General features: G+C 73.2%; 23 protein-coding genes. 15 read left to right on the top strand and 8 right to left on the bottom strand.

Translation table 11 applies throughout. From position 1 onward, the window contains the following. The first annotated feature begins 9 nt into the window (after positions 1-9). Complete coding sequence (locus tag ACIOC1_RS30410; protein WP_401857132.1) at positions 10-861, top strand: fumarylacetoacetate hydrolase family protein; 852 nt, start codon at positions 10-12, stop codon at positions 859-861. Further along, positions 858-1,952, top strand: a complete 1,095-nt coding sequence (locus ACIOC1_RS30405; protein WP_355338542.1) for a mannonate dehydratase — start codon at positions 858-860, stop codon at positions 1,950-1,952. Before ACIOC1_RS30410 ends, ACIOC1_RS30405 begins: the two co-directional genes overlap by 4 nt. On the opposite strand, the gene ACIOC1_RS30400 is transcribed toward ACIOC1_RS30405, so the two are convergent. Then, entirely contained in the window at positions 1,937-2,755 is an 819-nt protein-coding gene (locus tag ACIOC1_RS30400) for a DUF2785 domain-containing protein (protein ID WP_401857130.1), read from the bottom strand. The genes ACIOC1_RS30405 and ACIOC1_RS30400 overlap by 16 nt on opposite strands. Before the next feature lie 9 nt (positions 2,756-2,764). Beyond that, positions 2,765-3,394: a DUF1697 domain-containing protein gene (locus tag ACIOC1_RS30395; protein WP_401857128.1), complete on the bottom strand. Its 630-nt coding sequence runs from the start codon at positions 3,392-3,394 to the stop codon at positions 2,765-2,767. A gap of 158 nt (positions 3,395-3,552) precedes the next feature. Here ACIOC1_RS30395 and ACIOC1_RS30390 point away from each other — a divergent pair, with 158 nt between their 5' ends. From ACIOC1_RS30390 to ACIOC1_RS30360, 7 genes are all read left to right on the top strand, one after another. Then, complete coding sequence (locus tag ACIOC1_RS30390; protein ID WP_401857126.1) at positions 3,553-4,848, top strand: ATP-binding protein; 1,296 nt, start codon at positions 3,553-3,555, stop codon at positions 4,846-4,848. Next, the gene (locus ACIOC1_RS30385; RefSeq protein WP_355338553.1) at positions 4,845-5,195 is read left to right on the top strand and encodes a nucleotide pyrophosphohydrolase; all 351 of its coding nucleotides are present in this window, start codon (positions 4,845-4,847) and stop codon (positions 5,193-5,195) included. The genes ACIOC1_RS30390 and ACIOC1_RS30385 overlap by 4 nt, the downstream gene beginning before the upstream one ends. A gap of 122 nt (positions 5,196-5,317) precedes the next feature. Continuing rightward, a complete protein-coding gene (locus ACIOC1_RS30380) occupies positions 5,318-5,722 on the top strand; it encodes a DUF6099 family protein (protein ID WP_391048850.1) in 405 nt (134 codons plus the stop codon). Between the two features lie 33 nt (positions 5,723-5,755). Beyond that, positions 5,756-6,679 carry a TIGR03560 family F420-dependent LLM class oxidoreductase gene (locus ACIOC1_RS30375; protein ID WP_391048848.1) on the top strand — a complete coding sequence of 308 codons (924 nt, stop codon included), beginning with the start codon at positions 5,756-5,758 and terminating at the stop codon, positions 6,677-6,679. 7 nt (positions 6,680-6,686) lie between these two features. Then, positions 6,687-7,595 (top strand): homocysteine S-methyltransferase, encoded by a 909-nt coding sequence (gene mmuM, locus ACIOC1_RS30370; RefSeq protein WP_401857123.1) that lies wholly within the window; start codon positions 6,687-6,689, stop codon positions 7,593-7,595. A 52-nt stretch (positions 7,596-7,647) separates the two neighbouring features. Then, positions 7,648-9,192 carry a 3' terminal RNA ribose 2'-O-methyltransferase Hen1 gene (locus tag ACIOC1_RS30365; RefSeq protein ID WP_401857121.1) on the top strand — a complete coding sequence of 515 codons (1,545 nt, stop codon included), beginning with the start codon at positions 7,648-7,650 and terminating at the stop codon, positions 9,190-9,192. Beyond that, entirely contained in the window at positions 9,189-11,732 is a 2,544-nt protein-coding gene (locus ACIOC1_RS30360; protein ID WP_401857119.1) for a polynucleotide kinase-phosphatase, read from the top strand. Before ACIOC1_RS30365 ends, ACIOC1_RS30360 begins: the two co-directional genes overlap by 4 nt. Before the next feature lie 92 nt (positions 11,733-11,824). On the opposite strand, the gene ACIOC1_RS30355 is transcribed toward ACIOC1_RS30360, so the two are convergent. Both ACIOC1_RS30355 and ACIOC1_RS30350 read right to left on the bottom strand, forming a co-directional pair. Continuing rightward, complete coding sequence (locus tag ACIOC1_RS30355) at positions 11,825-12,721, bottom strand: hypothetical protein (RefSeq protein ID WP_391048839.1); 897 nt, start codon at positions 12,719-12,721, stop codon at positions 11,825-11,827. After that, a complete protein-coding gene (locus ACIOC1_RS30350) occupies positions 12,718-13,752 on the bottom strand; it encodes an SPFH domain-containing protein (RefSeq protein ID WP_401857117.1) in 1,035 nt (344 codons plus the stop codon). The genes ACIOC1_RS30355 and ACIOC1_RS30350 overlap by 4 nt, the downstream gene beginning before the upstream one ends. Before the next feature lie 178 nt (positions 13,753-13,930). Between ACIOC1_RS30350 and ACIOC1_RS30345 the strand changes: the two genes are divergently transcribed. Together ACIOC1_RS30345 and argF are read left to right on the top strand one after the other, a co-directional pair. Then, complete coding sequence (locus tag ACIOC1_RS30345) at positions 13,931-15,154, top strand: arginine deiminase (RefSeq protein ID WP_355338574.1); 1,224 nt, start codon at positions 13,931-13,933, stop codon at positions 15,152-15,154. 175 nt (positions 15,155-15,329) lie between these two features. After that, positions 15,330-16,328 (top strand): ornithine carbamoyltransferase, encoded by a 999-nt coding sequence (argF, locus tag ACIOC1_RS30340; RefSeq protein WP_355338577.1) that lies wholly within the window; start codon positions 15,330-15,332, stop codon positions 16,326-16,328. Between the two features lie 47 nt (positions 16,329-16,375). Here argF and ACIOC1_RS30335 read toward each other — a convergent pair whose 3' ends face one another. Beyond that, positions 16,376-16,825, bottom strand: coding sequence for an ATP-binding protein (locus tag ACIOC1_RS30335; protein WP_355338580.1), 450 nt, complete (start codon positions 16,823-16,825; stop codon positions 16,376-16,378). A gap of 256 nt (positions 16,826-17,081) precedes the next feature. On the opposite strand from ACIOC1_RS30335, the gene ACIOC1_RS30330 reads away from it, so the two are divergent. Both ACIOC1_RS30330 and ACIOC1_RS30325 read left to right on the top strand, forming a co-directional pair. Next, entirely contained in the window at positions 17,082-17,897 is an 816-nt protein-coding gene (locus ACIOC1_RS30330) for an enoyl-CoA hydratase family protein (RefSeq protein WP_401857114.1), read from the top strand. A gap of 2 nt (positions 17,898-17,899) precedes the next feature. Further along, entirely contained in the window at positions 17,900-20,389 is a 2,490-nt protein-coding gene (locus ACIOC1_RS30325) for an FAD-dependent monooxygenase (RefSeq protein WP_401857112.1), read from the top strand. 16 nt (positions 20,390-20,405) lie between these two features. Here ACIOC1_RS30325 and ACIOC1_RS30320 read toward each other — a convergent pair whose 3' ends face one another. Beyond that, positions 20,406-21,308, bottom strand: coding sequence for a PaaX family transcriptional regulator C-terminal domain-containing protein (locus ACIOC1_RS30320; RefSeq protein ID WP_401857110.1), 903 nt, complete (start codon positions 21,306-21,308; stop codon positions 20,406-20,408). Between the two features lie 19 nt (positions 21,309-21,327). After that, positions 21,328-22,980: an AMP-binding protein gene (locus ACIOC1_RS30315; RefSeq protein WP_401857108.1), complete on the bottom strand. Its 1,653-nt coding sequence runs from the start codon at positions 22,978-22,980 to the stop codon at positions 21,328-21,330. Between the two features lie 231 nt (positions 22,981-23,211). Here ACIOC1_RS30315 and ACIOC1_RS30310 point away from each other — a divergent pair, with 231 nt between their 5' ends. Together ACIOC1_RS30310 and ACIOC1_RS30305 are read left to right on the top strand one after the other, a co-directional pair. Beyond that, a complete protein-coding gene (locus tag ACIOC1_RS30310; RefSeq protein WP_401857106.1) occupies positions 23,212-24,345 on the top strand; it encodes an acyl-CoA dehydrogenase family protein in 1,134 nt (377 codons plus the stop codon). Then, positions 24,342-24,740, top strand: coding sequence for a RidA family protein (locus ACIOC1_RS30305; protein WP_401857104.1), 399 nt, complete (start codon positions 24,342-24,344; stop codon positions 24,738-24,740). The genes ACIOC1_RS30310 and ACIOC1_RS30305 overlap by 4 nt, the downstream gene beginning before the upstream one ends. 64 nt (positions 24,741-24,804) lie before the next feature. Here ACIOC1_RS30305 and ACIOC1_RS30300 read toward each other — a convergent pair whose 3' ends face one another. Further along, positions 24,805-25,947 carry an enolase C-terminal domain-like protein gene (locus tag ACIOC1_RS30300; RefSeq protein WP_391048818.1) on the bottom strand — a complete coding sequence of 381 codons (1,143 nt, stop codon included), beginning with the start codon at positions 25,945-25,947 and terminating at the stop codon, positions 24,805-24,807. Between the last annotated feature and the right edge of the window lie 111 nt (positions 25,948-26,058).

Below are 26,058 nucleotides of genomic sequence, written 5' to 3'. Positions count from 1 at the left end.
CGGATCACCGTGAAGCTCATGCGTGTCGGCCCACCCGGGGCCGAACGGCCCGTCGCCCTGCTTCCCGACGGCCGCCACCTCGACCTGTCCGCGCTCACCGACGACATCGACGGCGCCTTCCTCGCGGGCGACGGCCCCGACCGGCTGCGCGACGCGATCGAGGCGGGCGGCCTGCCGGCCGTCGACGTCACCGGGCAGCGCGTCGGCCCGCCCGTCGCCCGCCCCGGCGTCGTGCTCTGCGTCGGCATGAACTACGCGGCGCACGCGGCGGAATCGGGCGCCGCACCGCCCCAGGCGCCGGTCGTGTTCTACAAGTCACCGCACTGCGTCGTGGGACCGGACGACGACGTCCTGCTGCCGCGCGGCTCCGCCAAGACGGACTGGGAGGTCGAGCTCGCGATCGTCATCGGACGCCGGGCCCGCTACCTCGACTCGCCCGCCGACGCCCTGGCCCACGTGGCGGGTTACACGATCTCCAACGACGTGTCCGAGCGGGCCCTGCAACTGGAGACCAGCGGCGGCCAGTGGTCGAAGGGCAAGAGCTGCGAGACGTTCAACCCGCTGGGTCCCTGGCTGGTCACCCCGGACGAGATCACGTCCCCCCAGGCCCTTGCCCTGCGCTCCTGGGTCAACGGCGAACCCCGCCAGGCGTCCGGCACCAAGGACATGATCTTCGACGTCGCCACGCTGATCCACGAGCTGAGCCAGTTCACCGTCCTCGAACCGGGCGACGTCATCAACACCGGCACGCCCGAAGGCGTCGCGCTGTCGGGCCGCTTCCCCTACCTCAAGGAGGGCGACACCATGGAGCTGGAGATCGACGGGCTGGGCCGTCAGCGGCAGCGGGTCGGCCGGGCATGACCATACGACTCTCGCTCGGACACATCGACACCTACGACGCGCGGGTGGCGACCTTCGCGCGCCAACTCGGCCTCACCGGCGTGCAGCTCCACACCCCCGACCTGCTGCCCGGCGAGGACGGCTTCTGGAGCGAGTCCGAACTGCGGGCCCTCAAGGACCGTTGCGAGGCCGACGGCCTCGCGATCGACGGCCTGGAGAACGTACCGCTCGCGCACTTCTGGAAGATCCAGCGCGGACTGCCGGGCCGCGACGAGCAGATCGAGAACTACCTCAGAACCATCCGCAACCTCGCCGCCGTCGGCATCGACCTGCTCGGCTACAACTTCCTCGCCACGTACGTCTGGCGCACGGACATGGCGGCGGCGGGCCGCGGCGGCGCCAAGGTCAGCGCCTTCGACCTGGCGGACGTCTCCCGCGGCAACGCGCTCGCCGGATACCGGCTCACCCCCGACCACCCCGTCGACGAGCCGGCCACGGCCGACCGGATGTGGGCCAACCACCAGTACTTCCTCGACGCCGTCCTGCCCGTCGCCGAGGAGGTCGGCGTACGGCTGGCCCTGCACCCCGACGACCCGCCCGTCGACGTGCCGTTGGGCGGCATCGCCCGGATCTTCACCTCGCCCGCCGCCATCGGACGGGCCCGCGACCAGGCGGGCGGCAGCCCGTCCTGGGGCCTGAACCTCTGCCTGGGCACGGTGTCGGAGATGGCGGGCGAGGAGAGCGTCAACGAGGTCATCGACCTGCTGGGGCCGTCCATCTTCTACGTCCACTTCCGGGACGTCCGCGGCACCGTGCCCCGCTTCAGCGAGTGCTTCCTCGGCGAGGGCAACTTCAACCCGGCGCGGGTCATCCGCCGTCTTGAGGACTCCGGATTCGACGGGTTCCTCATCGACGACCACGTCCCGGCGATGATCGGCGACCTCGACACCTGGGGCGACATCTCCTCCGAGGCGTACTGCAGTCGCGGCCGGGCCCACGCGATCGGCTACCTGCAAGGCGTCCTCAACGGCCTCGGGCTCGACCAGCCGGAGGCCCGCCCGCGGGCCGGCCGCTCGGCGACGGTCGGCCGGCAGCCTCAGGCCAGCCAGTAGTACGGCAGGCGCAGGAGGTCGGCGACGCGTGCGGCGACCTCCCGCGCGTGCGGCGGGACGCCCTCGTCGGCGATGCCGCGTATCAGATGCAGATGGAGCGACTGGAGGGTGGCGAAGGTGTTGAACGCCCAGACCGGGACCGCGCCGGGTCCGCCGCCCTCCAGGGCCTTGTGAACGACGGTCAGCCAGTCGGTGGCCTCCTCGACGGTCAGTCCGGGGGCCTGGAGGATACGGGTGAGCGCGCGGGCCAGCCGCGCGTCCTCCAACTGCGCGTAGCGGTAGTCGGTCTGCTCGACCGTCATCCTGCGGGCGCACAGCTCCAGCAGGCCGGTGCGGCGCTCCGGCAGGGCCTTCGCGAACGCGGCGGCGGCGTCGGCGCCGTGTGCCACGGCGTGCAGCCAGCCCAGCGCGTCGTCCCAGCCGCGGGTGTCGCGCTCGGCCGGATACCAGGCCGAGAACCGCGCGTACCAGCGCTCCGCCGCCTCTCGCGGCACGAGCCCGGGCACGGCGTCGCCCCGCGTCAGCACGGAGCAGATGATCAGCGGTGCGAAGGCCCTGGCCTGAACCTCCGGGTGGGTGAGACGGCCGGCCGCGTCGTCCCCGAGCGTTTCGAGGACGGCGTCGAGACGCCCCTCCCTGATCCAGCGGGCAGCGCCGGTATAGGCGTGGTCGTCGCGTGTCCCGGGGTCCGGGGACGTCAGCATGACGGACAGCTCGGCGGCGAGCCGTGGCGCGGGGACGCCCTCGGGGAAGGGGAATCCGTCGGCCGCGACCGACGTCCAGTCGACACGATCGGCGTTCATGGCATCAGGCTATTCCTCGCTCATCGCCACCAGTTTGGTGACCGTGTTCCAGTTGCGGGTGGACGCCGTCAGGCCGAGGCGGCGGTCGGAGAACTGGGCGGCCAGCTTGGAATTGTGCACACCGCCGGGGAAGTGGCCGTAGATCTCGCTCTGCCCGGGACGGAATTCGTCCGGCGCGTACGCCGCCGCGTCGATCGCCGCCAGCTTGTCGAGGGGGACGGGCCCCGACAGGAACGTCACCATGAAGCGCGACGGATTCACCCCGTCCATCGGGAACGGGTTGGCGTCCACGACCCGCCGGAGGTCCGCGCCGGTACGGATCAGGCAGGCGACGGTCAGCCCCAACTCGTCGCTGATCCGCTGCTCCAAATCCGCCGCCAGCCGCCCCGGATCGGCCTGCGCGTGGGTGAAGACGGCGTTGCCGCTCTGGAGGTGGGTGCGGATGTCGGCGGCGCCGATCGAGGCCAGCAGGTCCCTGAGGGTCCGCATGGGCAGCTTGTTCTTGCCGCCGACGTTGATTCCGCGCAGCAGCGCGACGTAGCGGGTATCCGTGTCCGTATCCGGGGTCGTGCTCTTACTAGTGCGGGTGCTGGTCTTGGTCTTGGTGTTGGTTTCGGCGCCGGTGGCCTTGGTCGTCACGATCGCCACGCTAGCGGCCGGCACTGACAATCGGTCGATTCCGGGTGGTGCCGGGGCAAGCGCGGCGTCGCGCGAATCATGCGCGATGTCCCTCGTTCGGAGGACGGTACGGTCGCTGGAACGGTTCGGCAGGCCGGGGCCTGGTTACGTTCGCGCATATGACCAGCATCCATGACAGGCCCGTCGTCACCGAACTGCGGCTGTCGGCCTTCAAATCGCACCGGGGCGCGTCGTTCGGACTCGGGCCGCTCACCCTGCTCTGCGGGGGCAGCGGCACCGGCAAGTCGAGCGTGCTGGAGGCGCTGGCCGCGCTCGCTCGGCTGGCCTGCGGGGACGGGCTCGACGAGGTCTTCGAGTCCGTGGTGCGCGGTGGCGCGGCGGCGTGCGTACCGCAGGACGCGCAGCCCGACCCGCAGGGACGGCGCGGCTTCCGGATCGGCTGCACGGTCACCGGCCCGGTGGGTCCCGTGCGGCTCGACGTCGCCGTCCAGGCGGAGCCCACGCTGCGGATCGTCGGCGAGCGGCTGACCGGCGCGGGCGAGACGCTGCTGACGACGGCGCTGCGCGACCCGGAACGCCCCACGGTGCAGGCCGCCTGGCACACCGCGGGCCTGGTCGCCGTCACCCGCGCGCCGCTGCCCGACGACCGCCTCGCCACTGCCCTGTTGCCGCTGCGCGTCGCCGGACGCACCGACGGGCAGCGCCTGGTGCTGGCCGCCGCGGAACAGGTCGTCGTGGCGCTGCGCGGGGTCTTCCCGATCGCACCGCGCCCCGAGCTGATGCGCGGCCCCGTCCCGGTCGGCGACGGACGGCTGCGCGCCTCCTGCGACAATCTGTCCGCCGTCCTGGCCAGGACGGAAGGCGAGTGCGGCACCCGGCACGCGGCGCTGGTCAACGCGGTGCGCGCGGTGTGCAGTCCGCCGGTGGAGGGGATCACGGCGCTGGCTGCGGGCGCCGCCGCGAGCACGGGCGCAGGCGGGCGTACGTGCGCCGGTCCGCGTACCGGTGCCGGTACGGCGGAGGGCGCCCGCGCGGGCGGCGGGTCGGTGGCGGAAACGGCGCGTGCGGTGGACGCCGTGATCGCCGCGGTGGACCGAGGCCCGCTCGGCCTGGTCCCGGTGGACCGCCTCGGCGACGGCGAACTCCGCTTCCTCGCGCTGGCGTTGGTGCTGCTCACCGGCCCCGGAGTGCTGGACGTCGACACGAGTACGGAGCTGCTGCCCGCCAGTCAGGTGCTGACCGTGCTGGGCGACGGCCTCGACCACGGCCTGGACCGTCGTCAACTGAGCGAACTGCTGCGGCTGGCGGGCCCGGCCGCGGAACGCGGGCACATCCGGCTGCTGGGCACCGTCCAGGACGCGAGCTTCGCGGAGGGGATCGGCGGTGTCTCGGTCACCGCGCTCGGGGTCCCGAGGCCACGCCGCCGCGAGGATGCGGTAGACCAGTCGGGGTGACCGAAGAAACCGACGCACCCGATCTCGCGGCGCTCCAGCGCCGCCTCGCCTCCTTCGCCGCGGCCCGGAACTGGCAGCCGTTCCACACGCCCAAGAACCTCGCCGCCGCGCTGAGCGTCGAGGCCGCGGAGCTGCTGGAGATCTTCCAGTGGCTCACCCCGGAACAGGCGGCGGAGGTGATGGCGGACGACGGGACCGCGCACCGGGTCCGCGACGAGGTCGCGGACGTGCTGGCGTACCTGCTGCAATTCTGCGAAGTGCTCGGCATCGACGTGCTGGCCGCGCTGGCGGCGAAGATCGACCGCAACGAGCTGCGGTTCCCGCGGGCCGATCCCTCGTCCGGGTGACGAGGTTTTCCACAGGCGCGCAGTTGTCCACAGATCTCCCGAGGGGCCTTTCCGCACCCGCGAAACTCTGTCACTCTGAGTAACGGCGAAGGGATCGCCGCAGGACAGAGGGGGTGCGGGACATGGACGCAGCGCGACTGGTGGCCCAGGCGGAGCGCGTGATGAGCCGATCGCCGCAGCCGGACGACGTCATCGCGGAGGCATGGCAGGCGTTCGAGCTGACCGAGGCCGTGGGACGGCTGCTCACCGCCGATCACGAGCGGCCGGTGGTCCGCGCCGGGCCGGGACCGGTGGTGGGCGCGTCAGGCGGCGACCCGCCGCGGGCCGCACGGCTGACCGGGGTACGCGACCCGCACGGCACCCTGCGGGCCCTGCGCACGCTGCTCGGCGAGATCGGCCTGTCCCTGGTCGCCATCACCTGCACGGCGGAGGACGAGGCGGCGTACTGGAACTGCATCGAAGCGCTGGACGCGGTGGACGAGGCCAAGGACCGCGTGCGCGCGCTGACCCGGGAGGTGGACCGTTGACGGAGATCGCCGTGATGGGGGCAGGATGGAGGAATGGATCTGCGAATCTTCACCGAGCCCCAGCAAGGTGCCGAGTACGACACCCTGCTCACCGTCGCGAAGGCGACCGAAGACCTGGAGTTCGACGCCTTCTTCCGCTCCGACCATTACCTGAAGATGGGCGACGGGACCGGACTGCCGGGACCCACGGACGCGTGGATCACCCTGGCGGGACTCGCCCGCGAGACCAGCCGGATCAGGCTCGGCACCCTGATGACGGCCGGCACCTTCCGGCTCCCCGGTGTGCTGGCGATCCAGGTCGCCCAGGTGGACCGGATGTCGGGCGGACGGGTCGAGTTCGGCCTCGGCGCGGGCTGGTTCGAGGAGGAGCACACGGCGTACGGCATTCCCTTCCCGAAGGAGAAGTTCGCCCGCCTTGAGGAGCAACTGGCCATCGTCACCGGCCTGTGGGAGACCCCGGTCGGCAAGACCTTCGACTACGACGGGACGTTCTACCAGCTCAAGGACTCGCCCGCGCTGCCCAAGCCCGCCCAGGCGAAGGTCCCGGTGCTGATCGGCGGCATGGGCGCCAAGCGGACACCGGAACTGGCGGCGCGCTACGCGACCGAGTTCAACATCCCGTTCGCCTCGGTCGAGGACAGCGGGCTCCAGATCGGCCGGGTGCGCGCGGCGGCGGAGGCGGCCGGGCGCGGCCCCGACGACCTGGTGTACTCCAACGCCCTGGTGGCCTGTGTCGGCAAGGACGACGCCGAGGTGGCCCGCCGGGCCGCCGCGATCGGCCGGGAGGTGGACGAGCTGAAGGCGAACGGGCTGGCGGGCACGCCCGCCGAGGTCGTCGACCGGATCGGGCAGTTCGCGGAACAGGGCTCCACCCGCTTCTACCTCCAGATTCTCGACCTGTCCGACCTCGACCACCTGGAGCTGATCTCGTCCCAGGTCAGGACCCAGGTGGGCTGAGGCCGCGATGCCCACCACCCCGCCCGCACCGCTCTTCCCGGCCGCCGCCGGGAGGGCACTGGTCCTGGACGGCGGGCTGTCCAACCAACTCGCCGACCAGGGCTGCGACCTGTCGGACCCGCTCTGGTCCGCCCGGCTGCTCGCCGACGCCCCGGAGCAGATCGAGGCCGCGCACACCGCCTATGTGCGGGCGGGGGCCCGGGTGCTGATCACCTCCAGCTACCAGGCCACCTACGAGGGGTTCGCCCGGCGCGGCATCGGGCGGGCCGAGGCGTCCGCGCTGCTGACCCGCAGCGTGGAGCTGGCCCGGCGGGCGGGCGCGGGCCGGACCGACGTGCGGGTGGCGGCGTCGGTCGGGCCGTACGGGGCGATGCTCGCGGACGGCAGCGAGTACCGCGGGCGGTACGGGCTGAGCGTGCGGGAGCTGGAGCGCTTCCACCGGCCGCGGATCGAGACCCTGGCGGCGGCCGGTCCCGACGTCCTGGCCCTGGAGACGGTGCCGGACACCGACGAGGCCGAGGCCATGCTGCGGGCGGCCGAGGGGACCGGCGTGCCGGTCTGGCTCTCCTACACCGTCGACGGCGACCGTACCCGGGCCGGGCAGCCCCTGGCGGACGCCTTCGCGGTGGCCGCGGGCCGCGACGAGGTGATCGCGGTGGGCGTCAACTGCTGCGCGCCCGCCGACGCGGACCATGCGGTGGAGGCGGCGGCGACGGTCACCGGCAAGCCCGTCGTCGTCTACCCCAACAGCGGCGAGCACTGGGACGCCGGCCTCCGCCGCTGGGACGGCGCCGCCACCTTCTCCCCGGCCCGCGTGACCGCCTGGGAACGGTCGGGCGCCCGCCTGATCGGCGGCTGCTGCCGAGTGGGCCCGGCCCGGATCAGCGCCCTGTCGAAGGTGCTGGGCGGCGGCTAGGGCCGGGAAAATCCCCTGGTCGGGGGGCGGCCGGAAGAGAATACTCGGTGAGGTGTTCCTGACGATCTCCACCACCGGCACCGCGGCTGCCCCGGCTACTGACCTGGGGTTTCTGCTGCACAAGCACCCGGAGAAGGCGCAGACCTTCTCCACCTCCTACGGCAACGCGCACGTCTTCTATCCCGAGGCGTCGGTCGAGCGGACCACCGCCGCGCTGCTGTTGGAGATCGATCCGCCCGCGCTGGCGCGCCGGGGGAAGGGCAAGGGCAAAGGCCGGGGCGGCGCGCCCGACTCCGCGCTCGCGCAGTATGTGAACGACCGGCCCTACGCGGCCTCGTCGCTGCTCGCGGTGGCGCTGCGTACCGTCTTCTCCAGCGCGCTGCGCGGCGAGTGCCGCACGATGCCGGAGCGGGCGGCGGCGCCGCTGCCGCTGCGGATCGAGGTGCCGGTGCTGCCCGCCCGCGGCGGCCCCGCGCTGGTGGCCGGGCTGTTCGAGCCGCTGGGCTGGCGGGTGGAGGCCGAGCCGGTGGCGCTGGACACGCGGTTCCCCGAGTGGGGCGACTCGCGGTACGTACGGCTGGTGCTCGAAGGGGAGTTGCGACTGGCGGACGCGCTGCGGCAGATCTATGTGCTGCTGCCGGTGCTTGACGACGCCAAGCACTACTGGGTGTCGGCGGACGAGGTGGACAAGCTGCTGCGGTTCGGCGAGGGGTGGCTGGAGGAGCACCCGGAGCAGAAGCTGATCACCAGCCGCTATCTGGCGCGGCGTTGGGCGCTGACCCGGCAGGCGATGGAGCGGCTTGAGCTGGCCCGGCTGGCGGACGCCGACGACATCGAGGTCGAGGCCATCGACAACGCGGTCGAGGACACCGTGGGCCCGGACGGCGAGGAGGCGCAGGAGCGGCCGACGCCGCTGGCCGTCCAGCGGCGCGAGGCTATCCTCGGGGCGCTGCGGGACGCCGGGGCCACGCGCGTGCTCGACCTGGGCTGCGGGCAGGGCCAGTTGGTGGGCGCGCTGCTGAAGGACGTGCGGTACACGGAGATCGTCGGTGTCGACGTATCGGTGCGGGCGCTCGGCAGCGCGGCGCGGCGGCTGCGCCTGGACCGGTTGAGCGAACGGCAGGCGGCGCGGGTCACGCTGTTCCAGGGCTCGTTGGCGTACACTGACGCGCGGCTCAAGGGTTACGACGCGGCCGTGCTCAGCGAGGTCGTCGAACACCTCGACCTGCCGCGGCTGCCCGCCCTGGAGTACGCGGTGTTCGGCTCCGCCCGGCCGCGGACCGTGGTCGTGACGACGCCGAACGTCGAGTACAACGTGCGGTGGGAGTCGCTGCCCGCGGGCCATGTCCGGCACGCCGACCACCGTTTCGAGTGGAGCCGCGAGGAGTTCCGCGGCTGGGCGACGACGGTCGCCGCCCGGCACGGCTACGACGTCGCCTTCACCCCCGTCGGCCCCGACGACCCCGAGGTCGGCCCGCCCACCCAGATGGCGGTCTTCACGATCGCCGCACCCACGACCGACACCCGTCACACGAACACGAACACGACCACGGGCACGACCACGACCACGCCCACCGGCAAGGAGGCGGCGGCATGACCGCACCGCGCACGCTGCCCGTCACCGACCTGTCCCTCGTCGTCCTGATCGGCGCCACCGGCTCCGGCAAGTCCACCTTCGCCGCACGGCACTTCAAGCCCACCGAGGTCATCTCCTCCGACTTCTGCCGCGGCCTGGTCAGCGACGACGAGAACGACCAGAGCGTCAGCGCCGACGCCTTCGACGTCCTGCACTACATCGCGGGCAAGCGGCTCGCGGCGGGCCGCCGCACCGTCGTGGACGCCACGAACGTGCAGGCCGAGAGCCGCAGGGAGTTGATCAAGCTGGCCCGCGAGTACGACGTGCTGCCGATCGCCGTCGTCCTCGACGTACCCGAGCAGGTCTGCGTCGCGCGCAACGCCGAGCGCCCCGACCGGGCCTCGCTGCCGCGCCACGTCGTGCAGCGGCACCAGCGCGAACTGCGCCGCTCGCTGCGGGGCCTGGAGCGCGAGGGCTTCCGCAAGGTGCACGTCCTGCGCGGCACCGAGGAGATCGACTCCGCCGAGATCGTCACCGAGCGCCGTTACAACGACCTGACGCACCTCACCGGGCCGTTCGACATCATCGGCGACATCCACGGATGCAGTTCCGAACTGGAGACGCTGCTGGCCGAGTTGGGCTACGCCGACGGCACGCACCCCGAGGGGCGCACCGCCGTCTTCGTCGGCGACCTCGTCGACCGCGGCCCGGACAGCCCCGGTGTGCTGCGCCGCGTCATGGGCATGGTCGAGGCGGGCACCGCGCTGTGCGTGCCCGGCAACCACGAGAACAAGCTCGGCCGCTACCTCAAGGGCCGTCAGGTGCAGCAGACCCACGGACTGGCCGAGACCATCGAGCAGTTGGAGCGCGAGGACGCCCGCGACCCGGAGTTCCGCAAGCGGGTCGCGGCCTTCATCGACGGTCTGATCAGCCACTACGTGCTGGACGGCGGCAAGCTGGTGGTCTGCCACGCGGGTCTGCCCGAGAAGTACCACGGCCGCACCTCGGGCCGGGTCCGCTCGCACGCGCTGTACGGCGACACGACCGGCGAGACCGACGAGTTCGGCCTGCCCGTGCGCTACCCGTGGGCCGAGGACTACCGCGGGCGCGCCGCCGTGGTCTACGGCCACACCCCGGTCCCGAACACGTCCTGGATCAACAACACCATCTGCCTCGACACCGGGGCGGTCTTCGGCGGCAAGATGACCGCGCTGCGCTGGCCCGAGCGCGAGATCGTGGACGTACCGGCCGAGCGGGTCTGGTACGAGCCGGCCAAGCCGCTCGTGGTCGAGGCGCCTGGTGGCCATGACGGGCGCCCGCTCGACCTCGCCGACGTCACCGGGCGGCGGATCGTGGAGACCGGGCAGATGGGACGGCTCGCCGTCCGCGAGGAGAACGCGGCGGCGGCCCTTGAGGTGATGAGCCGCTTCGCCGTCGACCCGCGCCTGCTCGCCTACCTGCCGCCGACGATGTCGCCCTGCGCGACCTCACGGCAGGAGGGCTGGCTGGAGCACCCGGCGGACGCCTTCGCCGACTACCGCGAGAGCGGTGTCGCCCAGGTCGTCTGCGAGGAGAAGCACATGGGCTCCCGCGCGGTCGTCCTGGTCTGCCGTGACGAGGCCGCCGCGCGGAAGCGCTTCGACGTGCCCGAGGGCACGACCGGCGCGGTGCACACCCGTACCGGGCGGCCGTTCTTCGACGACGGGGCCGTCACCGAGGAGGTGCTGGCCCGGCTGCGCGCGGCCGTCACGGCGGCCGGACTGTGGGACGAGCTGTCCACGGACTGGCTGCTGCTCGACGCCGAGCTGCTGCCCTGGTCGCTGAAGGCGTCCGGCCTGCTGCGCAAGCAGTACGCCGCCGTCGGCGCCGCGGGCGGCGCGGTCTTCCCCGCCGCCCTGAGCGCGCTCGAAGCCGCGGCGGCTCGCGGCACCGACGTCGCGGACCTGCTCGGCAGACAGCGCGAACGGGCGTCGGACGCGGCGGCGTTCACCGACGCCTACCGCCGGTACTGCTGGACCACCGACGGGCTCGACGGCGTACGGCTGGCGCCGTTCCAGCTCCTCGCCGTCCAGGGCCGCAGCCTCGCCGCGCTCCCGCACGACGAGCAGTTGGCGCTCATCGACCGGTTGGTCGAGGCCGACCCCACCGGGCTGCTCAGGACCACCGGGCGGCTGCTGGTCGACACCACGGACGAGGAGTCGGTCGCGGCCGGAGTGCGCTGGTGGCTCGAACTGACCGGCGCGGGCGGCGAAGGCATGGTCGTCAAGCCGCTCGCCGCGCTGGTCCGCACCGAGAAGGGGCGGCTGGTGCAGCCGGGCATCAAGTGCCGCGGCCGGGAGTATCTGCGGATCATCTACGGTCCCGAGTACACCCGTCCGGAGCACCTGGAGCGGCTGCGGTCCCGTTTCCTCGGCCACAAGCGCTCGCTCGCCCTGCGCGAGTACGCGCTCGGCCTGGAGGCGCTGGACCGGCTGGCGGCCGGCGAACCGCTCTGGCGCGTCCATGAGGCGGTCTTCGCCGTACTGGCGTTGGAGTCGGAGCCGGTCGACCCCCGGCTGTGACGCCGTGAGTCGTGCCCGTCGAACGGTCGGGCCGCCCACACCCCTCCGGTGGGCGGTCCGACCGGGCTCGATCCCCGTGTGCCGATCCGGTCCTACCCCAGCAGCCGCAGCGCCGTCGCCGACCGGCCGAGGCGTACGGTCTGACCCCAGGTCAGCTCCAGCGCGTCGGACTCCATGCCGTCGCCGAAGGCGACCAGACGGTCGGACTCGACGGTCAGCCGGAGCCGGTCGGCCGCGGCCAGCACGCCCGCGACCTGCGAAGTGCCGGTCGCGGGGGAGGGCCATGCCTCGCGGACGAACCACAGCAGCCGCGGCTCCGTGGGACCCGGCAGCGGAAGGCCGCTGCCGCGTTCCTGCCACAGCGACCGCAGCCAACCCGTGGCACCCGTGCCTGTACCCACCAGAACGCCCGATGACGCCTGGGCTTCCGCGGGCGCGGCGTCGTCGTCGGGACCGAGCCGGTAGCGGGCGGTCTGGTGTCCCGGCGGTCCGAGGTAGATCTCGTTGAGCGCCAGCAGCCGCTGTGTGTCGTCGGCGACGGCCTCCACCATGGTCAGTTCGTCGGCCCGGCCGCCGCGCGCGGCGGAGTCGAGCAGCTTGCCCGCGTCGCCCGCCCGGTGCCGGACGAGCACGCCCGGATTACGGCCGGGGTCGGTGTCGATCCCCACCACCGGCTGCCCCGACAGGTACTTGGCGGCGTTGGCGACCAGCCCGTCCTGGCCGATCACCACGACCACGTCCTCCGGCGCGAAGAGGAAGCGGTCCAGATCGGCCCGCTCCACCCGCGCCTGCCGCCACCGCAACGGCACGGCCGCGGCCACCTCGGCGAGCGCGGCCCGCCCGCGCTGATGGCGTTCGCGCACCTCCTGGATGCTCCGGCCGCGCGAGGAGAGGAAGAACGCCGCCTGGCCGTGGGTGCCGTGCCGGGCCAGCAACTCCTCGTACTCGCTGACCCGGTGCACCAGCACCGCGCGCGGGGCGAGGCTCACCGCCGCTCACCACCGGAGCCCGGGACCGCGCCGCCGCCGGGGCGCCCGAGCCGTTCCACCAGGCCGGTGAGCATGTCGGGGGTGAGCGTGAGGCTGTCGATCCGCGGCAGATTCTCCGCGACCCGGTTGAGCGCCAGCGCGTGCAGCGTCGCCGGATCCACGTCGCCGTGCACCTGCAGCCACCCGGCCTGTGCCTCGGCGCGCGCCGTACCCGCCTCGCGCGCCGCCTCGGCCTTCGCGCGGGCGAGGCGGACGAGCCGGGCGGCCTCGGCCTCGGCGCGCACGGCGTCGGCCGCCGCGTTCTCCTCCGCCTCGCGGCGCGCGTTCGTGCCGTGCTGCTCGACCAACTGCTCCTCGCGCCGGGCCAGTTCGATCCGGCTGGCCAACTCGTTCTCGGCGATGGCCCGTTCGCGCTCGACGGCGACGGCCCGCCGCTCGTACGTGGCCCGGTCCGCCTCCTGCTGGATCTGCTCGCGGGCGGGCGTCCGCAGCGCGCGCTCCACCTCGGGCTCCGGCCGGATCGCCACCACGCGTACGGCGACGACCTCGATGCCGGTGGTGGCCAGTCGCGGCTCGGCGGCGAGCCCGTCGGCGATCCGCTGCCGTACCGCCGCCACGCCGTCGACCAGCGCGGACGCCAGCGCGGTACGGGCCAGGACGTCGAGCGCGTGCTGCTGGGCGGTCTCGGTGAGCAGGGTGGCGAGCTGTTCCAGCGGGGCGCCGCGCCAGATCCCGGTGTCGGGGTCGATGGAGAAGTCCAGGCGCTCGGCGGCGGTGGCCGGGGCGCTGATCCGGTACGTCACGGTCGACTGCACGCTGACGTCCTGGAAGTCGGAGGTCCTGGCATGGAAGGACATCGCCAACTCGCGGTCGTCGACCGGCACTTCGGAGAGGGCCGCGGTCAGTGACCGGTACCAGAAGCTGAGGCCGGGCCCGTCGTGCACGAGCGCGCCGCGCGAGTGGTGGCAGATGTGCGCGGTGGGCGCCGAACGCAGATGGCGCCAGCCGAAGCGCCTGGTGATGTCGGCCATGGTGGGCCCCTCCTTCTCGTCAGTGCGACGATATCGAGCGATCCTCTTATCGTCAAGAGGACGAGATGGGGAGTTCGGCGTACCCGCCGGGGTGCGCGGGCGCGGGCTGGCAGGGCGCGCGCGGCGCGTCCTGCCGCCGGGGCGCGTGAATCGCGGGCGCGGTGGTCAGGATGGAGGCATGGGATTCCACGTCGACTCCGAGACCGGGCGGCTGCGCCGCGTCATACTGCACCGCCCCGACCTCGAACTGAAGCGCCTGACCCCCAGCAACAAGGACGCGCTGCTCTTCGACGACGTCCTGTGGGTGCGCAGGGCCCGCGCCGAGCACGACGGCTTCGCGGACGTGCTGCGCGACCGGGGCGTCGAGGTCCACCTCTTCGGCGACCTGCTGCGCGAGTCGATGCTGGTGCCCGAGGCCAAGAAGCTGGTCCTCGACCGGGTCTTCGACGCCAAGGAGTACGGACCGCTGGCCACGCCCCATCTGCGGGAGGCGTTCGACCGGTTGGGCGTCGTGGAGCTGACCGAGGCGCTGATCGGCGGCATGACCAAGCGCGAATTCCTGGAGCGCTTCGCCGAACCCGTCTCCGTCCGCTTCCACGCCATGGACCTGGACGACTTCCTGCTCGCCCCGCTGCCCAACCACATCTTCACCCGCGACACCTCGGCCTGGGTCTACGACGGCGTCAGCATCAACGCCATGCGGTGGCCCGCCCGGCAGCGCGAGACGGTGCACTTCGAGGCGATCTACCGGCACCATCCGCTGTTCTCCGGCGGCGGCTTCCACGTCTGGTCCGAGGGGCAGGCCGACTACCCGTCCACCATCGAGGGCGGCGACGTCCTGGTCATCGGCAGCGGCGCCGTGCTGATCGGGATGAGCGAGCGCACCACCCCGCAGGCCGTGGAGATGCTGGCGCAGGGGCTGTTCGAGGCCGGCTCCGCGCAGACCATCGTGGCCCTGGACATGCCGAAGCGGCGGGCCTTCATGCACCTCGACACGGTGATGACGATGGTCGACGGCGACACGTTCACGCAGTACGCGGGGCTGGGGATGCTGCCCTCGTACACCATCGAGCCGGGCTCGGGCGCGGGCGATCTCAAGGTCACCGACCACTCGCCCGAGCACATGCACCGGGCCATCGCGGCGGCCCTCGGCCTGGACTCCATCGACGTGCTCACCGCGACGCAGGACGTGCACGCCGCCGAGCGCGAGCAGTGGGACGACGGCTGCAACGTCCTGGCCGTGGAGCCGGGCGTGGTCGTCGCCTACGAGCGCAACGCGACCACCAACACGTTTCTGCGCAAGCGCGGCGTCGAGGTGATCGAGATCCCGGGCAGCGAGCTGGGCCGGGGCAGGGGCGGCCCGCGCTGCATGAGCTGCCCGATCGAGCGGGACGCGGTCTGAACGCCCGACCGGAGCTGAGGGGCGGCCCGAACGCCTGGTCGGAGGCGGGGCGGGGCCTGAACGCCTGATCGCGGCGGGGTGCGTGTGCGGCGCGGGAGGGGTCTGTATAAGAATGCCGATCTACGTATAGACTTCCAGTCTTGTTCGTCCCGCACCCCGACCTAGGAGTCCCCGCATGGCCGTCGACCTCAAGGGCCGCCACTTCCTCAAGGAGCTGGACTTCACGCCCGAGGAGTTCCGCCACCTGGTGGAGCTGGCCGCGGAGCTGAAGGCGGCGAAGAAGGCGGGCACGGAGGAGCAGCGGCTGCGCGGCCGTAACATCGCGCTGGTCTTCGAGAAGACCTCCACCCGTACCCGGTGCTCCTTCGAGGTCGCCGCCGCCGACCAGGGCGCGTCCACCACCTACCTCGACCCGTCCGGCTCGCAGATCGGACACAAGGAGTCGGTCAAGGACACCGCCCGCGTGCTGGGCCGGATGTTCGACGGCATCGAGTACCGGGGCAGCGGCCAGGACGTCGTCGAGGAGTTGGCCGCCCACGCGGGCGTCCCCGTGTGGAACGGCCTCACCGACGACTGGCACCCCACCCAGATGCTCGCCGACGTCCTCACCATGACCGAGCACAGCGCGAAGCCGCTCACCGGCATCGCATACGCCTACCTCGGCGACGCCCGCTCCAACATGGGCAATTCGCTGCTGATCACGGGCGCGCTGCTGGGCATGGACGTACGTGTCGCCGCGCCCGCCACCCTGTGGCCGCGGGAGTCCGTGGTCGCCGAGGCCCGCCGCCTCGCCGAGGTCTCCGGCGCCCGCCTCACCCTCACCGAGGACGTCACCGAGGCCGTGCGCGGCGCCGACTTCGTCCACACCGACGTGTGGGTGTCGATGGGCGAGCCGAAGGAGGTCTGGGACGAGCGGATCGCGCTGCTCGCGCCGTACGCCGTCACCGCCGACGTCCTCGCCGCCACCGGCAACCCGGACGTGCGCTTCATGCACTGCCTGCCCGCGTACCACGACCTGGGCACCGCGATCGGCCGCGAGATTCACCAGCGCACCGGGCTGACCTCGCTGGAGGTCACCGACGAGGTCTTCGAATCCGACCGGTCGGTCGTCTTCGACCAGGCGGAGAACCGTATGCACACCATCAAGGCGGTCCTGGTGGCGACGCTGGCCTGAGCCCGGTGCCGCCCCGGTCCTGAGGCCAGGCCCGGCCGCCCCGGTGGTCAGTGCAGGGTGAACCAGACGGCCTTGCCGGTGCCGGTCAGCCGGCAGCCGGAGTCGGCGCTCAGCGCGCGGATCAGGATCAGGCCGCGGCCGTGCTCGGCCAGCTCGTCGTGGCACGGGGGGTCGGGCTGGGCGGGGATCAGGAGATTGAGGCCGACGGGGAAGTCCAGGCCCTGGTCGTGGACCTCGACCTGGAAGCCGTGCGGAAGCAGCTCCACGAACAGCTCGATCGCGCCCGGCGGGGTGTGCTCCACGGCGTTGGCCACGACCTCGGCGGTGAGGAGCTCCGCGGTGTCGGTGTCGGGGCCGGTGTCCTGACCGAGTTCGACCAGGACGGTACGGACCATGGCGCGCGCCAGCGGGACGGCGGCGGGGGAGTGCGGCAGGTCGATCCGCCAGACCGTCGGCCGGTCGGGGAACTCGCCTGCGGTGCGGGTGGGGCTGGTCATCGCTACTCCGATCCGGACGGGGCGGGGGCTCGCTCACCCCGATGTCCTCCACCTTAGGAATCGGACAATACGGTCAGCAGAGGCGTCCGGAAGGAGGTCGTAGGGACCAAAGGCCCGCGAGCGGACGGACCTCCTGCCCGTACCCGGCGCGCGCGCCGCTCTCGTTCCGCCCGTGTTCGCGCCCCACCCCCTCCTTGTCTCGCCCTCCTGACGACAGTCACAAACAGGTGATAACGTCGGGACGAGGAGGCCACGCATGAGTCCGTATCCCAGCTCCGCGAGCCCCACCGGCCACTGGCGCCATCTGCGCGTCGACCGGGCCGAGGGCGTCGTCGACCGGCCCGAGCGGCTCAACGCACTGACCTTCGGCGCCTACGCCGACGTGCGCGACCTGCTGGCCGAGCTGGCCAGGGAGGGCGGGACCCGCGCCCTGGTCCTCGGCGGCGCGGGCCGCGGTTTCTGCTCGGGCGGCGACGTGGACGAGATCATCGGCGCCACCCTGGCCATGGGCACCGGCGAGCTGCTGGAGTTCAACCGGATGACCGGACAGGTCGTCCGGGCGATCCGCGAGGCGCCCTTCCCGGTGATCGCCGCCGTGCACGGCGTCGCCGCGGGCGCGGGCGCGGTGCTCGCCCTCGCCGCCGACTTCCGGATCGTGGAGCCCTCCGCGCGCTTCGCCTTCCTGTTCACCCGCGTCGGCCTGTCGGGCGCCGACATGGGCGCCGCGTATCTGCTGCCCCGGCTCGTCGGGCTCGGCCACGCCACCCGGCTGCTGATGCTCGGCGACAGCGTCGACGCGGCGGAGGCGGAGCGGATCGGCCTGGTCAGCCAGCCGGCGCCGGAGGGCGGCGCCGACGAGACCGCCGCCGCGCTCGCCCGCAGGCTGGCGGCGGGCCCGGCGCTGGCCCACCAGCAGACCAAGGCGCTGCTCACCGCCGAGTTGGACATGCCGCTGGGCGCCGCCGTCGAAATGGACGCCGCGGCCCAGGCGTTGCTCATGACCAGCGGCGACTACGCCGAATTCCACGCCGCCTTAACCGCGAAGCGCGAGCCGACGTGGGAAGGCCACTAGCGATGCCGGGCGGTCACCGGACCGCGGGCGCCCGCCGTCCCGAGCGCGTCGCCGTCATCGGCGGCGGCCCCGGCGGCCTCTACGCCGCCGCGCTCCTCAAGCGCCTCGACCCGGACCGCACGGTCACGGTGTGGGAACGCGGCGCGCCCGAGGACACCTTCGGCTTCGGCGTCGTCTTCTCCGACGAGACCGTGGGCGGCATCGAGAACGCCGACCCGGCCGTCTACGCCGCCATGCGCGAGGAGTTCGTCCGCTGGGAAGCGATCGACATCCGGCACCGCGACCGCCTCACCCGCTCCGACGGCCACGGTTTCGCGGCCCTCGACCGGCGCCGGCTGCTCGCGCTGCTGTACGAGCGCTGCCGCGACCTCGGCGTGGACGTCCGCGTCCGCACGCCGGCCCCCTCCGCCGACCGGCTCGCCCTCGACCACGACCTCGTGGTGGCCGCAGACGGCGCCCACAGCGCCACCCGCGCCGCGCACGCCGACGTCTTCCGCCCCCGCCTGACCACCCACGGCTGCCGCTACATCTGGCTCTCCGCCGACCTCCCGCTCGACGCCTTCCGCTTCGAAATCCTGGAGACCCCGCACGGCGTGATGCAGGCCCACGCCTACCCGTACCGGCCGGGCGCCAGCACCTTCGTCGTCGAGATGACCGAGGACGTCTGGCGGCGCGCGGGCTTCGACCGCGAAGCCGCCGAGGCCGCCGAGGCCGCCGAAGCCGCTGAGGGTGCTGTCGGCGCCGTCGGCGCGGCGGGCGCAGTGAACGGGTCCGATACGGAAGCCGCCACCGCCGCCACCATCGCCGCCTGCGAAAAGCTTTTCGCCCGCCTCCTCGACGGCCGCGCCCTGCACGCCAACCGCTCCCGCTGGCAGCCCTTCACCACCGTGGTCAACGAGCGCTGGCGGCACGGCCGTACGGTCCTGCTCGGCGACGCCGCCCACACCGCGCACTTCTCCATCGGCTCCGGCACCAAGCTCGCCATGGAGGACGCCCTGGCGCTCGCCGCTTCCCTGCGCGAACAGCCCGACACCGAAACGGCGTTGGCCGCCTACGAGAGCGAGCGGCGGCCGGTGGTGGAGAGCACGCAGCGGGCGGCGCTGGCCAGTCTGGAGTGGTTCGAACGGCTCGGCAGCTACGTGGACCAGCCGCCGACACAGTTCGCGTTCAATCTGCTGACCCGCAGCCGCCGCGTCACGCACGGCAATCTGCGGCTGCGCGACCGGGAGTTCACCGACCGCGTCGAGCGCGGCTTCGGGGCGCCGCCCGGCACACCGCCGATGTTCACCCCCTTCCGGCTGCGCGGCCTGACGCTGCGCAACCGCGTCGTCGTGTCACCGATGGACATGTACGTGGCGCGGGACGGCGTGCCCGGCGACTTCCACCTCGTCCACCTGGGCGCGCGGGCCCTCGGCGGGGCCGGTCTGGTGATGACCGAGATGGTCTGCGTCAGCCCGCGCGGCCGGATCACCCCCGGCTGCACCGGCCTGTGGAACGGCCAACAGGAAGCCGCCTGGCGGCGGATCACCGACTTCGTCCACCAGCAGGGCGGCGCGGGCGGGACCGGCGCGGGTGCGAGCGGCCCGGACGGAACCGGCCCGGACGGAACCGGCGCTGGTGGGACCGGCGTCGGCGGAACCGGCACCGCCATCGGCCTCCAGCTCGGCCACAGCGGCCGCAAAGGCTCCACCCGCCTCATGTGGGACGGCATTGACCAGCCGCTCCCCGACGGCAACTGGCCGCTGGTCGCCCCCTCGCCGCTGCCGTACCGCGAAGGCGTCAACCAGGTGCCGCACGCCCTGCGCGCGGACGAACTCGCGCAGATCCGCGACCAGTTCGCGGCGGCGGCCGAGCGCGGCGCCCGCGCCGGTTTCGACCTGCTCGAACTGCACTGCGCCCACGGCTACTTGCTCTCCTCCTTCCTGTCCCCGCTGACCAATCACCGCACCGACCGCTACGGCGGCGACCTCGCGGGACGGCTCCGCTTCCCGCTCGAAGTCCTGGACGCGGTACGGGAGTCGTGGCCGTCCGACCGGCCGCTGACGGTACGGATCTCCGCCACCGACTGGGCGCCGGGCGGCGCCACGGGAGACGACGCCGTCGCGGTCGCCCGCGCGCTGGCCGAGCACGGCGCCGACGCCGTGGACGTCTCCACCGGCCAGGTCGTCGCCGACGAGCGGCCCGCCTTCGGCCGCTCCTACCAGACGCCGTACGCCGACCGGATCCGTAACGAGACGGGCCTGCCGGTGATCGCGGTCGGCGCCATCTCCTCCTGGGACGACGTCAATTCCCTGCTGCTCGCGGGCCGCGCCGACCTCTGCGCGCTGGCCCGCCCGCACCTGTACGACCCGCACTGGACACTGCACGCCGCCGCCGACCAGTCCTACGAAGGCCCCGGCGCGCCCTGGCCCACCCCGTACCTCGCGGGCCGCCGCCCGCCGCCCACCGGCCGTACGGACGCGCCGAAACCCCGCCTGGCGCTGGACTCCTGAGCACGACGGGGCCGGGCTACTGGTCCGCCACGAAGCGCGCCCCCTGGTCGCGCAGCAGCACATGCAGGGCCGTGAACACCGCCGCCGAGCGGATGCCCGGCCAGTCCGCGGGCAGCAGCGCCGGGGGCAGGCCGGGGTCGGCGTACGGCAGGCGGCGCCAGGTGTCGAGCGCGCGCAGATAGTCCCCGAAGGCCCGCTCGGGCGAGCGCTCCTCGGCCCCGGCCCCGGCCTCAGCCTCGGACTCAGCCCCGGCCCCGGACTCAGCCCCGGCCCCGACCTCGGACTCAGCCCCGGCCCCGGACTCGGCCGACCACCTCCCCAGCACCGGCTCGTGCGCCGCCAGGAAGGTGTGGTGCAGCGCGGCCAGCGCGTCCAGATCCCACCAGCGCCGTACCGCCTCCTCGGTCGCGGTGAAACCGAGGTGCGCGCCGCGGAACAGGTCGACGTACGGGGCCAGTTCGAGCCGCCGCAGCACGTGCCGGGTCTCCTCGTGCAGCGCGCCGGGCGCCACCCACACACCGGGCGCGGCCGTACCGAAGCCGAGACCGGCCAGCCGGGACCGCAGCAGATGCCGCTTGTGCCGCTCGGACTCCGGCACCGAGAAGACGGCGAGCAGCCAGTCCTCCGGGTCGGGATCGGGCGCGGCGCCGACCCCGTAGATCCGCCCGTCGCCGTCCGCGAGCAGCAGCCGCGCGTCGTCGGACAGCGCATACGCGGCGGCCCCGCCGACCCGGTCGGGCACGAGGAGGCCGCGCCGCTTGAGCCGGGAGACCGCGGACCGGACCGACGGCGGGTCCACGCCCACCGCCCCCATCAGCCGGATGAGCGCGGCCACCGGCACCCGTCCCGCCAACTCCGCGCGCCCGTAGGCGCCGTAGAAGGTGAGGATCAGGGAACTCGGTGTGTGCTGCTCGGTCACATGATCACCCTAGGGCGTCTCAGTCCAGGTCGCGCAGCCGGAAGCGCTGGAGCTTGCCGGTGGGCGTACGGGGGAGCGCGGGCACGAAACGGATCTCGCGCGGCGCCTTGTACGGCACGATCACACTCTTGGCGAAGTCCCGCAGCGCGCCCGCCGCCCGGTCCCCGCCGTCCACGCCCTCGTGCAGGACGACGAACGCCCGGACGATCTGCCCGCGCTCCTCGTCCGGCACCCCGATCACCGCCGCCTCCCGCACGTCCGGGTGCCGCAGCAGCGCCTCCTCGACCTCGGGCCCCGCGATGTTGTACCCGGCCGAGATGATCATGTCATCGGCGCGCGCCACGTAGCGGAAGTAGCCGTCGGCGTCCCGGACGTAGGTGTCGCCGGTCAGATTCCAGCCGTCGCGCACGTACTCCGTCTGGCGTTCGTCGGCCAGATACCGGCAGCCGGTCGGTCCGCGCACGGCCAGCAGCCCCGGCTCGCCGTCCGGCACCGGCCGCAGGCGCTCGTCCACGATCCGCGCGGTGTAGCCGGGCACCGGCAGCCCGGTCGCGCCGGGCCGGGCCGCGTCGTCGGCGGCGGAGATGAAGATGTGCAGCAGCTCCGTCGCCCCGATCCCGTTGATCAGCCGCAGTCCGGTCCGCTCGTGCCAGCCCATCCAGGTCGCGGCGGGCAGATTCTCCCCGGCGGACACGCAGCGGCGCAGCGACGAGACGTCGTACGACGGCAGGTCGCCGAGCATCGCGCGGTACGCGGTCGGCGCGGTGAACAGCACGCTGACCCGGTGCTTCTCGACCGCCGCCAGCAGCTCCTCCGGTCCGGCCCGCTCCAGCAGCAGCGAGGACGCGCCCGCGCGCAGCGGGAAGACCACCAGGCCGCCGAGTCCGAAGGTGAAGCCCAGCGGCGGGCTGCCGGTGAAGACGTCCTCGGGCACCGGGCGCAGCACCCGCGCGGAGAAGGTGTCCGCTATGGCCAGCACATCGCGGTGGAAGTGCATGCAGCCCTTGGGGTGCCCGGTCGTGCCCGAGGTGAAGGCGATCAGCGCCACGTCGTCCGCCGAGGTCGGCACCGCCTCGTACGTCTCGGCGCGCCCCTCGGCCAGCCGCAGCAGATCGTCGTCGCCGGTACCGCCGTACGGGGTGATGCGCAGCCCCGGCACGCGCGCCGCCGTCAGCTCCTCCAGATACGCGGCGTCGCACAGCGCGTGCGAGACGCGGGCGATCCGGCCCACCTCCGCCAGCTCGTGCGCGCGCTGCGCGGCCAGGACGGTGACGGCCACCGCGCCCGCCTCCAGCACGGCGAGCCAGCAGGCGACCAGCCAGGGGGTGGTCGGGCCGCGCAGCAGCACGCGGTTGCCGGGGACGACGCCCAGCTCGTCGGTGAGGACGTGCGCGATCCTGGCGGTCGTCGCGCGCAGCTCGGCGTATGTCCACTCCGAGCCGTCGGGCAGCCGGAGGCAGGGGGCGTCGGGGCGTCCGGTGGCGAGGAGTTCGGCGGCGCAGTTGAGCCGATCGGGGTAGCGGAGACCGCCGTCGGCTCCGGGGCCTTTACCGAGGGCGTCGCGGTCGTCGCCGTCATCGCCGTCCAGGCCGTCGAGGTGCGGCCACTGGTCGGACGGCGGAAGGTGATCGCGCGCGAAGGTGTCCACATGGGCTGACGGCAGCAGGTCCATGGCGACAGTGCCCCTCGACGAGTAAGCATCCAGCGGACGATTTCAGCGTAACGTGTTGATGACGGCAGTCAACAGGACGCGATAAAGCTGGGAGGCGGGGCGATGGAGGACGGGGTTTCCCGCGGTGCGGATTCCGACGGTCCGGCGGCCGGGGAAGGAGCCGGGGGCGGCGCCGGTGGAGGCGGTGGCATCGGTGGGGGCGGCGGCGCCGGTGGGGGCGGTGGCACCCGTGTGGCGTTCACCCTCGACCCGGCACGGGCGGCCTGGGCGGACCGGATCAGGGCGCTCGCGGCGGAACGCCTGAAACCGCTGGCCGAGGCCGGTGAGCCGGGCCGCGTCAACCGGCCGCTGCTGGCCGAACTCGGCGCGCTCGGACTCCTGGCCCGCGTGCTGCCGGGAGACGGCGCCCCGGTCTCCGCCCTCGATCTCTGTGTACTGCGGGAATCGCTGGCGCGCGAGTGCACCGAGGCCGAGACCGCCCTCGCCCTCCAGGGCCTGGGCGCCCACCCGCTGCTCACCGCGCCCGCCGTCGCCGCGCGCTGGCTGCCCGAGGTGACCTCGGGCCGGGCCGTCGCCGCCTTCGCGCTCACCGAGCCGGGCGCGGGCTCCGACGCGGCGGCGCTGGCCCTGGCCGCCGAGCCGGACGGCGCGGGCCGCTGGCGGCTGACCGGCGAGAAGTGCTGGATCTCCAACGCGCCCGAGGCCGACATCCTCACCGTCTTCGCCCGGACGGCCCCCGGGCCGGGCCCCGGCGACAGCGGCGCGCGCGGTGTCACCGCCTTCGCCGTCCCCGCCGACCGCCCCGGCCTGACCGGCGAACACCTCGACATGCTCTCGCCGCACCCCATCGGACGGCTGGTCTTCGACGGCGTCCCGGTCGGCGCCGACGACCTCCTCGGCGTGCCCGACCACGGCTTCCGTACCGCCATGGCCACCCTCGACCTCTTCCGGCCCAGCGTCGGCGCCTTCGCGGTCGGCATGGCGCAGGCCGCACTCGACGCGGCCGTCGCGCACGCGGGTGAACGCACCGCGTTCGGCGGCCCGTTGAAGGACCTCCAGGCCGTCGCGCACCCGCTCGCCGAGATGGCCACTCGCACCGAGGCCGCCCGGCTGCTGGTCCACGCGGCGGCCACCGCGTACGACACCGGCGCCGCCGACCTGACCGCCCGCGCGGCGATGGCCAAGCTCTACGCCACCGAGACCGCGCAGTACGTGGTCGACGCCGCCCTCCAGATCCACGGCGCCCGCGCACTGCGCCGCGGCCACCTGCTCGAACACCTCTACCGCGAGGTGCGCGCCCCGCGGATCTACGAGGGTGCCACCGAGGTCCAACGGACCATCATCGCCAGGGAGTTGTACCGATGAGCCTGCGCCGTATCAACCCCGCCGAACTCTCGCCGCCCACCGGCTTCTCGCACGCCGTCACCGCCACCGGCCGCAGTCTGGTGATGCTCGCGGGCCAGACCGCGCTGGACTCCTCCGGCGCGGTCGTCGGCGACGGCCTGCCCGCTCAGTTCGAGCGCGCCCTCGCCAATCTGCTGACCGCCCTGCGCGCGGCGGGCGGCACCCCGGCCGATCTCGCCCGGCTCACCGTGCACACCACCGACGTCGCCGCGTATCGCGCGTGCGCCGCCGAACTGGGCCGGATCTGGCGGGAATCGGCGGGCCGGGACTATCCGGCGATGGCGGTGATCGGGGTGGTCGGACTCTGGGACGAACAGGCCCTGGTGGAACTGGACGGCATCGCGATGCTGCCGTAACGCCCTTCCTCGCGTAACCCCCTTCCTCGCCTAACCCCCTTCCTGGGCTGCGGACTTGGCGGCACTACGCGTCCACGCCGGTCCGATAGCTCTCGCGCGTCCACGCGCGGGCCCGGTCGGTGAGGGTGAAGCCGAGGCCGGGGCGGTCGGACAGGTGCATACGGCCGTCCCGGATCTCCAGCCGCTCGTTGAACAGCGGTTCGAGCCACTCGAAGTGCTCGACCCACGGCTCGTGCGGGTAGGCGGCGGCCAGGTGGAGATGGATCTCCATGGCGAAGTGCGGGGCGAGTTGCAGCCGGTGGTGGTCGGCCAGCGCGGCCAGCTTGAGGAACTGGGTGATCCCGCCGACGCGCGGCGCGTCCGGCTGGATGATGTCGCAGGCCCGCGCGTCGATCAGCGCCACGTGCTCCGCGACACTGGCCAGCATCTCCCCGGTGGCGATCGGCGTGTCCAGCGCGGCGGCCAGCGCGGCGTGCCCCTCCGCGTCGTACGCGTCCAGCGGCTCCTCGATCCAGGTGAGCCCGAACGACTCAAGTGCCCGCCCCAGCCGCGCCGCCGTCGGCCGGTCCCACTGCTGGTTGGCGTCCACCATCAGCGGTACGCCGTCGCCGAGATGGGCCCGTACCGCTGCGAGCCGCTTGAGGTCCTCGGCGCTGTCCGGCTGCCCCACCTTGATCTTGACGCCGCCGATCCCGCGCTCCAGCGAGGCCGTCGCGTTCTCCATCACCTGCTCGACGGGCGTGTGCAGAAAGCCGCCGGAGGTGTTGTAGCACCGCACCGAATCCCGGTGCGCGCCCAGCAGTTTGGCCAGCGGCAGCCCCGCCCGCTTCGCCTTCAGATCCCACAGCGCGATGTCGAACGCGGCGATCGCCTGCGTGGCCAGGCCACTTCGGCCCACCGAGGCGCCCGCCCACACCAGCTTCCCCCACAGCCGCCCGATGTCGTTGGGGTCCTCGCCCACCAACTCCCCGGCCACCTCCCGCGCGTGCGCGAACTGCCCCGGACCGCCGGCCCGCTTGGAGTAACCGAACCCGATCCCCTCGTGCCCGTCCTCCGTCCCGATCTCCGCGAAGAGCAGCGCGACCTCCGTCATCGCCTTCTGCACCCCCGTCAGCACCTTGGCGTCGCTCACCGGCACCGCCAGCGGCAGATAGACGGACGACAATCTGACCGACCGGATCCGGTCACCGGCGGGCGGTATCGACACCACGGAAATCCTCCCGATCACATATCTAAACGCCAAGCGCATCCCTGAACGCGCCCAGCATACGACCAGCCGTCGCACCCCGCACCGACCCGCTCAACAGCAGGTCAGACG

Source organism: Streptomyces sp. NPDC088197, from assembly GCF_044741185.1.
Lineage (GTDB): Bacteria > Actinomycetota > Actinomycetes > Streptomycetales > Streptomycetaceae > Actinacidiphila.
The sequence above is the reverse complement of the archived record's forward strand: the minus strand, read 5'-3'. Positions and strand labels throughout refer to the sequence as shown.